An 8723-nucleotide genomic window follows, 5' to 3' on the forward strand; every position below is an offset into this window, starting at 1 on the left:
TCGCTCCTAGCGAGCGTCGTCATCCTTTGCGGGCGAGTCACCTAGAACATCTATCTCTGCGCCCGTGACATTTTTCGCTTTGTCTCCGACAATTCGAACTTCTGCGGCGCCGGACTTGAACTCGCCCACCTTCAAGCCGGTGATATCTTCCATGTCTTTGACGGAGATGAAAATGCTGAGGGCCGCCCCGCTCGCCTTGATTTGTTGCTCCAGCTCGTGTCGAAAGTCCGGGTCATCTTCGGCAGCCTGGGCCAGTCGTGCCTTAAGTGCCTGCCTTGAAATCTCGTCTTCGGGGTCAGATTCTAGATCTTCAATGGCGCGCTGCCCTTTTGGATTGTTGCTCCACTTCTTCTTGAGCCATGCAAGGAATCGACCGGCGGCTGCGTAGGCGTCATCTGAAAAATCGGCGAGGAAGCCTTCGGCAACTTGCCCCGCCGCTTTCTTCGCAGCGGGATAGAGCAATGCGATTGCGTTGCTAACAAGAATATCTATACCCATGAGCATCCTTCCTCTAGATCGCGACACTTCTGGATCAAAGACGAGTGCGGTCGGATCCTCGAATCAAATAAAGAACTAAGAACCAATATCCACTATTCCATGAGTTTTTGAAAGAGACCAGCGACACCCCGATGTCTTTGGGCTATTGGGCGGCTTGCACGTGGTACGGAAGCGAGAACGCTCGTTTCGCACAAGCAACAAATGACGGCCATGTCCGGCGGACTGTGAGTTCGACCATCTCTAGATTTCGCATGTGCGGCGAACGGCCGGTATGCGGGTTGCGACTGCAGCATCGCGATCACCAGCTGGATGTCGGCTCAGGGCCGTGATCAATCTAGGCTCAAAGGTATTCGCGTTACGCCAAGAGTATATCGTTTGGTTTTCTAGAAAGATTTTGCTACGCACTTTCCCAAAAGAACACAAACGGGCAAAATCGAGGCGGCGAAAATTCCAACAATAAAACCATTAAACTGATCTACCAAAAGCATTCCAATACCCGTTCTAATTAGATCTTTTTCGGAGAATATGCGGGTTAGAAACTTACTGATTTCAAGCAGGGTGCCGTAGGAGCCTGTTGGATCGTTTAATCTCCAAATGGCAGCCGCAATTGCAACCAATAGCATAAATACCTGCGTGCGAGCCATTACTATCCCCTTTCTCCATGATCTAAGTTCTGTTCTGTAAGGACAGGCCGCTATGGTATTGCAGCGGCCCGCCAGTTTTATGCGAGATTTCATGCAGCCCGAAGTTTCACCACGCGAGCGGCATTGCCATCGGGAAGGATCCCTTGCCCACGTGCCGCTGCGATGATGGTTTGAAAGTAGCCAACGTAAGTGCGGCGCGTGTTTGCGCGCAGCGTACGGCCGCTCTCCTGTTGAAAATCCTCGATCATCCCATCTACTACTTCCGGAGTAAGATCCGACAAGCGCATGCCAACCGCCGTCGGGAAGTAGCGAGCAACCGTACGAGCCATTACATCAACGTTGCGGCCCATGCGTTCCCGAGAGCGGGGTTCGGTCCGGAGCCAGTCGATAAATTCACCGAAAACCATGTCTTCATCGAGGGCTTGCGCGGCGAGAGCGATCAATTTGAAGCTCTGAAGCTCGTACCAGCGATTACGCCCAATCCAGAATACTTTAAGGCGGCTCTCTTCATCGAAGTTCATCCACTCACGCTGAAAAATCCGAGCAATCACCGGTGCCATCGGAAGTTCAGAGGCATAACCTGCTGCTTTGAGAGCCAGCATGAGTTTGTGGAAGGTCGAATGGCCCACGGGCACCTCAGCAAACACCACCTGTCCACCGAACAATCCGACCTTGCCAGTGGCATTGCTGTTTTGCTCGATCCGGTGAATCGCCTCAGCTGCATCCTTCAGGCCCACATTCTTCACAACATGGGCGAAGCGGTTAGCACCTTCGGCCAACTCTTCAGTGATCACCTGGACGTCGTTAGCCATCGGCGAACCGCGCCGCGCTTCGTAGATCACCAGCATTGCGATGAAGAGATCGACAACGATGGCCAGGATCAAGGCCAGATACTCCTCGCGGTCAAGATCTTTGGGGGCGGTAAGCAGACGACCCCATACGTCAAATGCCCACTCGACAGGAGATACGAAGGTGTCCGTGAGCTCGGCCACAGGGGTTACGTCCTGATCGAGCGCACCACGTACAATTGCAATGGTAGAAGCCATCGCGGCATGCATCTGACGCCCATTATCCGCGATAGACAATACCTCGGTTTCCGCAGCTGCCAAGCTATTCGCTACAGCCTGATATTCGATCGCTCCATAGGAGTGTGCACGACGACCAACACCGCGAAGAGCCACAATATCAGGAGCGGTCTCGACCGAAGCCGAAAGCTCCGCGACATTGATTGACCGTGCCCGCTGCAATGCGAACTCGATCTGTTCAAGGGCGCGTCCGAGGGTGTGATAACGCGGTCCTTCACCAGTCTTGCCTTCTTCTTCCCGTTCCGCGCGGATTGAACTGTAGAGCTGCTCGAGAGAAGAGACAACCAGTTGTTCATTGGCATGGGCAGATTCGACCGATTCCGCGACCGCTTCACGGGCCACGTCCAAAGTAACGCGATTGGCGGAGCCGAAGCTGTTGAAGACTGATCCGTAGAATGCGAGTCCGAACGTCACGCTGATCGCAAGCGTCAGACCGAACAAGAGAGTCGTGACGCTCTTCAAATTGTTGACCGCGCGCGGCAGCAGCGAAAGTTCGAGCCATTTGACGTTGAGCACCTGCACCAGCGCAGCAAAAAGCAGCCCCGGAACGGAAAAAAGCAGAGCAAGGAAAAAACCAGGTTGAGACGGATCAACCGGTCCACCGGTTTTGAGATACACACCTGATGCAGTCGCAGTCCAAGACAGGATGACAAGCAGCAGAATTACGGGATTACGAGTAAAGGACATTTTTGAGTTCCCCCTTATTGGTTTGATGTCCTTTTCTTGCCCGAATTCAATCCATTGGTTCTATTGAGAGAATTGGAATTGGCCAGCGGGAGTTATGCCTTTTCCACTCAGTTTTCTGGGGATTGCGGCAAATTTTCGTTTTCAAGAGCGATACGTTTTGAATTTTTGCGCCAAGACTGCGCAAAACATGATGCCAATTCGGCAGAACTTAGCAGAGCTGGAGCCGATAGAACCGTTTAGTCCCATGATCAGAGCAAGGAGAATTGCAGGCTAATATGCTGATTTTATGAGATAAGTCTCTCACGAGCGGTAAGCTTTTAACCATAAAGCCGCTGACTCCGGTGCACGATATTTGCCCTGATCCAGACTTGAATTGCGTGAGCAATGTTCCCTTGGTGTGGTCAGTGGGACACGGATTGAATGCGGTATTGTAAAGATGAGCCCGAAATTAGGCGTAGGGAGCGCGAGCAAGGAGCGCCTGGTGCTCAGGCTGCATATTCGCTGTCTTGATCGCGCCACAGGTATGGAAACGATAGATTCAGCGTGTCCCGACTCACGTCTACAGTTGCCCATGCACCTATCGGCAGAGTCATTTGGCGCTCTGTGTGGCCTGCAGGCAGGTCGTATGCGACAGGAATCCCGAGCGGACCGAAGTGTTCACTAAACACTTCTTCAAGTGAAAACCCCAAGGAATTATCATCGCCGCGATCCTTCAATTTCATGTCAGCAACGAGTATAGCTTTTGCCCGATCGAGAAGTCCAATTCTCGATAGCTGCACAAGACAGCGGTCAAGCCGAAACATAAATTCACCCACATCTTCTATAAGCAGAACAATATCCTCGTCCGGCGCCAACTTTGTGGTGCCGGCCATCGCACACAATATTGATAGATTGCCGCCGATCAATCGTCCGCTTGCGTGGCCTGGTATCAAGCAGGCAAAGTCCTCAGATCTTAGTCGGTATCCGTTTGCCCGGCCTGTGAGCACATCGAACATCCGTGCAATTGACCAAGCGTCTCCCTTGGAGTGCAGGTCGCTCACCATGGGGCCATGAAAAGTAGTCATCCCCAAGCGAACATGGAATTCCATGAGCAAATTGGTGATATCACTATAGCCAACGAACGGTTTGGGATTTGCGCCGATCTGGGTAAAGTCCAATTTATCAATCAGTCGTCCGCTTCCATATCCGCCGCGTGTACACATGATTGCTGCGACCTCTGGTGCATCAAAAGCAGCTTTTAGGGCCTCCGAGCGAGAGGCATCTGGCGCCGACATACGGCCGAAACTAGTTTCTTCATGCCCAAAGTGGCGGACTCTGTAGCCTCGCGATGGGAAGAAGTCGTTCGCAAATGGGATTATCTGATCCTGTGGCGCCGAGGCTGGTGAAACTAGCCCGATAGTATCGCCAACTTTTAGTGGACGCATAGCTGCTCTCCGATTCATCCATTCTCTTTTTTTTGAGCGAAGATTACTAACACTCTTCTTTGCTGGAGAATACGGAAAGCTGGCAATAGCTTTCGGCGCGACGATGAAGAACTTCGCGTTTTCCTTTGGATTCTGCCGACTTCTGCTTAGGATTTCATAATTATGTAGCGATTCGCTTGTTGAGGGAGGGGCAGATTTGCAGGAGATTTTTCAGGAAAATCTGAATAAGTTGATGGAACATCGCCGGTTGGGTGATCAAGATGTAGCGGTCCAGGCAAGAGTTTCTCAGCGAACCGTCAATGATCTTAGAAACGGCAGATCCTCGCCTCAGCGCAACACCTTGAAGAAGTTAGAAAGTGTTTTCAAAGTAAGACTGACAGACAGGCTGCTGACTCCCGAAGAGCTGGGCGCCCGCCTGGGCTATGCCGACGCAAAGTTTGGTGGGTACAAATACTCGGATCTTGCCCAGGTGAAGGGCGATTATCTTCTTTACCGTCGTTCATTTGACTACCCGGACGGCGTTGTGATTTCCCACCTTCGCATATCGGGTGAGGATACCGACGATTGTTTCCGATTCTTGGAAAGGCAGTCGAACTTGTCGCGCGAAGGCGAACGGCACGACTATCTTTTCCAGGGTGTCGTTGCGATTGTTCCGCAGGCATCTGTTTTGCAGATGCGTAGCCGTACGGATGACGGTGCTAACGTAATTCGAAAAACAATGAACTTTCGCTTGTCTGACAATGGCGTGTTACTTGGTGTTGTGATGGGATTGCAAGAAAAGACTTACTTTGGTTATTTTCCCGTCGCCTCTCCAGTAGTTGCTTTCAAGAGCCAGGGCAAACGCTCTGAAGCGACGTTCAGACAAGCAATCGGATCAAAGCAAATTTCTGATGTAGAAGACCAACGAGTCCTGCCGAAACTCGAGGAGGTCTCAAAAATGTCGCTTGCCGTTGTGAATGGCGCCCTTAGCTCAGCAGATCAGCTATAATCTGAGTTCTAGCTCTCGCGCACTCGCATGATTTTACTCGTCTAGCAAGATAGTCTTGCGACAGCGTAACAGAGGCAAGCAAAGGTGAATCTATCCTTGAGTTTATGGTCTTTGGATTGGTCCGCTAAGATGTGGTTGCGATGCTAAAACCTAAGCACGTACCAATGTCCGCTTTGAGCGGCCGTACCGCAGCATCAACACCAACAGGCCAAAGGCAGCTATGGGCCGGTATCGAACTTGATAAATCTCACAGTGTCAGATCCTAAGCGCTAGTTGGGAGCTTCTGCCATATGCCCTACGACTTTCAGTGAGTCGGTTTTCCCCGTTTTGGATATTCTAAGAGTTACTCCAAAAAAAACGGGCCGCGCCTCTTGAATCGATCGTTTTGCAGATCTTTGGATGATTCCGATTATGCAGTTGAATGGACGCTCCCGTCATTGAACCGGGTCATGGCATTGACACGACCCGGTATTGCGCCGGTCTCTGTTGCTCGAAATGCTGTGATCCCAACCCGATGTTGCGGGGCACGTTTTCCAGCGCTCCGAGGTAGCACGACCAGCGGGCCGGATTGGTGGTCATGCGATAGAACAGACTGGAGCCGCAGGTGCTGCAAAAGCCGCGCTCGGCGAGGGACGAGCTTCGATACCATGTGAGCGCGCTAGCCCCGCTGGTGAGCGTCACGTCGGTCAGGTCGATCCCGACCGGGGACGTGCCGTGCCAGCGACGGCAGTCGACGCAATGACACACGTCGAAACGCGCGGGGGCGGGGATCTCGAAGGTGATGGCACCGCACAGGCAGCGACCGGAGAGCGTGAGCATGGGGATCTTTCTCAGGAATGTCATTGGTCGAGGAGGTGGATCCGGCCGGTGATCGCGACGGTCTCAGCCACTGGGGCGGTGATGTCGGTCATGCCGAAGTCCAGCCGCGACAGTTGCGCGAACACCTCGAAGGTCCGGTCATCCAGTGGGCCGACCTCGCGGATCGTCACCGCGAGTGGTCTTTCATGTCCGTTCAGCGTCAGCATGCCGGTTGCGGTATGTGACCCCCGTCCGCTGCTTTCGATCCTGTCCACGACGAAGCGCGCTTCGGGGTGGGCCGCGGCATCGAGCCAGTCCGGCGACAGCATGACGCTGTCGAAAAGTGCGTTGCCCAAACTGGCCGAGGCGATCTGGACGACGACGTCGAACCCGGCGATCAGGTCGTCCCGCGTTTCGAGCGTGGCGTGCCAGCCGGCAAAGCTGGCCTCCTTGATGTTACCGCCGATTTCCACGGTGAAGCCGAGCGTGCTGGCATGGTGGTCGATCTCCATCGCTTGGGCGAGGTTGGCTGTCAGCAACCAGAAGAGAAGGGGGATGGTGGTGCGCATCGGTTTGTCCTCGGGATCGGGGGGTGCCCCGGGCGCGTGTGGCGCCCGGGCGGATCATCACATCTCGACGTAGGTGCCGCCGTGGATGTTCGCGAAGTTGCGGAAATCGACGGCAAGCGCCTCGCCGACCGCGGCGGCCGGTTTCGGCGTAGACCTTCAGGTCGTCGATGGTCTCGTTCAGGGCCTTCTTGAACTGCATCTTCATCATCCAGCCCATGAGGATGTTCATGGGAAAGGCGATGTCGGCGCGCAGGGTCATGCTGGCCTTGGTGCCGCTGCCGCTGGGGGTCAGGTGCCACGTGTTGCGCAGCCCCTTCATGAAGCCCGGCATCTTCGCGCCGGTGGCCGAGTAGGACACCATGTGGCGCGCGTCGTCATAGGCTTCGATGGTTTCGGTGAACGGTCCGAGCGAAGTTTCGCAGACCCGCCCCGCCGCCGGCGCATTGGCGATCTTGGGCGTGCCGGGCCGCGCGCCCGAGACATAGACCGAACTGGCCCAGTCCCCGGCGGCGGTGTAGTTCGGCCCGACGATGTTCCATACCTTGTCGAGCGGCGCGTTGATCTGTCGTGAGATGGTCAGTTCCATGGCTCAGCCCACCACCTGACCGCCCATCGCGTAGCCGCCCTCTGCGGTCTCCTCGATGTGCACGTTGATGTAAGGCTTGATGTCGCCCTTGCCGCTGTCGGCGGCGACGGCGTTCAGCCCGTCGGTGAGCTTGGCCACGATCTGGGCCTTTTCGTCCTTCGACCAGGCGGCCTGCGGGACGGTGACGCGAATGGTTGGCATTTGGGTTTCTCCTGTTCGGGTGTGTGCAAGGAAGATGTGCAACGGCGCTTGACATCTCAATGCAGGTCTTTGCAGGTTGTCCTGCATCTATGCAGGAGGCGGCATGAGACCGAGCGACGAACTGGACTGGGACGACCTGAAGCTGATCCTCGCGCTGGCCGAGGCGGGCTACGTCAACCGCGCGTCCGAGCGGCTGCGCGTCGATCCCACGACGATCCCGCGCCGTTTGCGCCGACTGGAGAAGCGGCTGGGCGAAAAGCTGGTCGAGCGGATCAAGGGCGGCGTTGTGCTAACGGCGACCGGAAATGAGCTGGTGCGCGTCGCGCGGACGGCGGAGGCGGGTCTGAACTCGGCGCTGGCGCCTCACTCCGAGGGCTACGCCGTCTCCGGCCTCGTGAAGCTCTCCGGCACCGATTTTCTGCTCGACCTTCTGGCGGAGGAACTGGTGGCACTTCAGAAGCGGTTTCCCGACCTCGTGCTCGACCTGCGGCCCACCAACGATTACCTCAGCATCGACCGACGCGAGACCGATGTCGCGATCCGGGTCATCGACAAGCCCCATGACAGCCTCGTCGGACGCCGCCTGCCGCCGATCCAGCTTGGCGTCTATGCGCCGCCGGACGCGGCAAAGGGCGGCGCGGGCCTGCCGTGGCTGTCGTGGAACCTGCCGCGCGGCGTGTCCGAGATCGACAACTTCATCCTGGCGCAGGAACCCGACGCCCGCATCGTCGCGCGCGTCGACAGCTTCATGTCGCACGCGCGGCTTGCCACGCTCGGGCTGGGGCGGACGATCCTGCCAGACGCCTACGTGGCCCGGCACCTGGCGCTGGCCTCGCTCGTGCGCCTCGGCGACGCGATGGAGACCGCCGCATGGGTGGTGACGCACGAGGAACTGCGCCACGTCCCGCGTGTGGGCGAGGTGATGGCCGCGGTCGTGCGGGGGTTGAAGAACATGTAGCCGCCCTCAATGTCGTCATGTCCCGCTATGTTTAAATTCGTGCGGCTATCGCATTCACGCTCTTGCGTTCTGGGTCCGGTTTGAGGGGCTGAACCGCAGCATCTGACCCCGTAGTCGAAGGTCCAGAATGGGCCGTCCCTGCTCGTGGTACACCATCTGACCTTCGCACATACTGCAACCGATCTAACGGCGGCAGAGAGCCCATTGCGGAGGTGGCTTAGTCGCGCTGCGTGCGCTCGCAGCATGAAAACTTCCTGCGTTGTCGCGAATTCATTGCTGCATCGC

General features: G+C 56.0%; 10 protein-coding genes. 2 read left to right on the forward strand and 8 right to left on the reverse strand.

The features are described 5' to 3' along the window. Positions 1-6: 6 nt before the first annotated feature. The 4 genes from ACFWW4_RS20555 to ACFWW4_RS20570 form a co-directional block, all read right to left on the reverse strand. A complete protein-coding gene (locus ACFWW4_RS20555) occupies positions 7-498 on the reverse strand; it encodes a hypothetical protein (RefSeq protein WP_411892550.1) in 492 nt (163 codons plus the stop codon). Between the two features lie 383 nt (positions 499-881). Next, positions 882-1142 (reverse strand): hypothetical protein, encoded by a 261-nt coding sequence (locus ACFWW4_RS20560; RefSeq protein WP_411892551.1) that lies wholly within the window; start codon positions 1140-1142, stop codon positions 882-884. A gap of 89 nt (positions 1143-1231) precedes the next feature. Then, entirely contained in the window at positions 1232-2914 is a 1683-nt protein-coding gene (locus ACFWW4_RS20565; RefSeq protein WP_411892552.1) for a hypothetical protein, read from the reverse strand. Between the two features lie 485 nt (positions 2915-3399). Beyond that, a complete protein-coding gene (locus ACFWW4_RS20570; RefSeq protein ID WP_411892553.1) occupies positions 3400-4338 on the reverse strand; it encodes a S66 peptidase family protein in 939 nt (312 codons plus the stop codon). A gap of 196 nt (positions 4339-4534) precedes the next feature. Here ACFWW4_RS20570 and ACFWW4_RS20575 point away from each other — a divergent pair, with 196 nt between their 5' ends. Beyond that, on the forward strand, positions 4535-5326 hold the full coding sequence (locus tag ACFWW4_RS20575) for a helix-turn-helix transcriptional regulator (RefSeq protein ID WP_411892554.1): 792 nt from the start codon (positions 4535-4537) through the stop codon (positions 5324-5326). 447 nt (positions 5327-5773) lie between these two features. Here ACFWW4_RS20575 and ACFWW4_RS20580 read toward each other — a convergent pair whose 3' ends face one another. Genes ACFWW4_RS20580 through ACFWW4_RS20595 form a run of 4 tightly spaced genes read right to left on the reverse strand, consistent with a single transcriptional unit; the run spans position 5774 to position 7480 of the window. Next, positions 5774-6145 (reverse strand): GFA family protein, encoded by a 372-nt coding sequence (locus ACFWW4_RS20580; RefSeq protein ID WP_411892555.1) that lies wholly within the window; start codon positions 6143-6145, stop codon positions 5774-5776. Positions 6146-6165: 20 nt separating this feature from the next. Further along, positions 6166-6693, reverse strand: a complete 528-nt coding sequence (locus ACFWW4_RS20585) for a YceI family protein (protein WP_411892556.1) — start codon at positions 6691-6693, stop codon at positions 6166-6168. After that, complete coding sequence (locus tag ACFWW4_RS20590) at positions 6581-7279, reverse strand: SRPBCC family protein (RefSeq protein WP_411892557.1); 699 nt, start codon at positions 7277-7279, stop codon at positions 6581-6583. Before ACFWW4_RS20590 ends, ACFWW4_RS20585 begins: the two co-directional genes overlap by 113 nt. Before the next feature lie 3 nt (positions 7280-7282). Beyond that, complete coding sequence (locus ACFWW4_RS20595) at positions 7283-7480, reverse strand: tautomerase family protein (RefSeq protein ID WP_411892558.1); 198 nt, start codon at positions 7478-7480, stop codon at positions 7283-7285. Between the two features lie 103 nt (positions 7481-7583). Here ACFWW4_RS20595 and ACFWW4_RS20600 point away from each other — a divergent pair, with 103 nt between their 5' ends. Then, positions 7584-8438, forward strand: a complete 855-nt coding sequence (locus ACFWW4_RS20600) for a LysR family transcriptional regulator (protein WP_411892559.1) — start codon at positions 7584-7586, stop codon at positions 8436-8438. Positions 8439-8723 lie beyond the last annotated feature (285 nt).

Origin of the sequence: Yoonia sp. SDW83-1, assembly GCF_046762885.1 — a bacterium.
Lineage (GTDB): Bacteria > Pseudomonadota > Alphaproteobacteria > Rhodobacterales > Rhodobacteraceae > Yoonia.

What these genes read in the sequence shown, in the direction of transcription:
- ACFWW4_RS20600 (WP_411892559.1), top strand. Translation starts at nt 7,584, where the DNA reads ATGAGACCGAGCGACGAACTGGACTGGGACGACCTGAAGCTGATCCTC.
- ACFWW4_RS20565 (WP_411892552.1), bottom strand. Translation starts at nt 2,914, where the DNA reads ATGTCCTTTACTCGTAATCCCGTAATTCTGCTGCTTGTCATCCTGTCT.
- ACFWW4_RS20560 (WP_411892551.1), bottom strand. Translation starts at nt 1,142, where the DNA reads ATGGCTCGCACGCAGGTATTTATGCTATTGGTTGCAATTGCGGCTGCC.
- ACFWW4_RS20585 (WP_411892556.1), bottom strand. Translation starts at nt 6,693, where the DNA reads ATGCGCACCACCATCCCCCTTCTCTTCTGGTTGCTGACAGCCAACCTC.
- ACFWW4_RS20595 (WP_411892558.1), bottom strand. Translation starts at nt 7,480, where the DNA reads ATGCCAACCATTCGCGTCACCGTCCCGCAGGCCGCCTGGTCGAAGGAC.
- ACFWW4_RS20555 (WP_411892550.1), bottom strand. Translation starts at nt 498, where the DNA reads ATGGGTATAGATATTCTTGTTAGCAACGCAATCGCATTGCTCTATCCC.
- ACFWW4_RS20580 (WP_411892555.1), bottom strand. Translation starts at nt 6,145, where the DNA reads ATGCTCACGCTCTCCGGTCGCTGCCTGTGCGGTGCCATCACCTTCGAG.
- ACFWW4_RS20590 (WP_411892557.1), bottom strand. Translation starts at nt 7,279, where the DNA reads ATGGAACTGACCATCTCACGACAGATCAACGCGCCGCTCGACAAGGTA.
- ACFWW4_RS20570 (WP_411892553.1), bottom strand. Translation starts at nt 4,338, where the DNA reads ATGCGTCCACTAAAAGTTGGCGATACTATCGGGCTAGTTTCACCAGCC.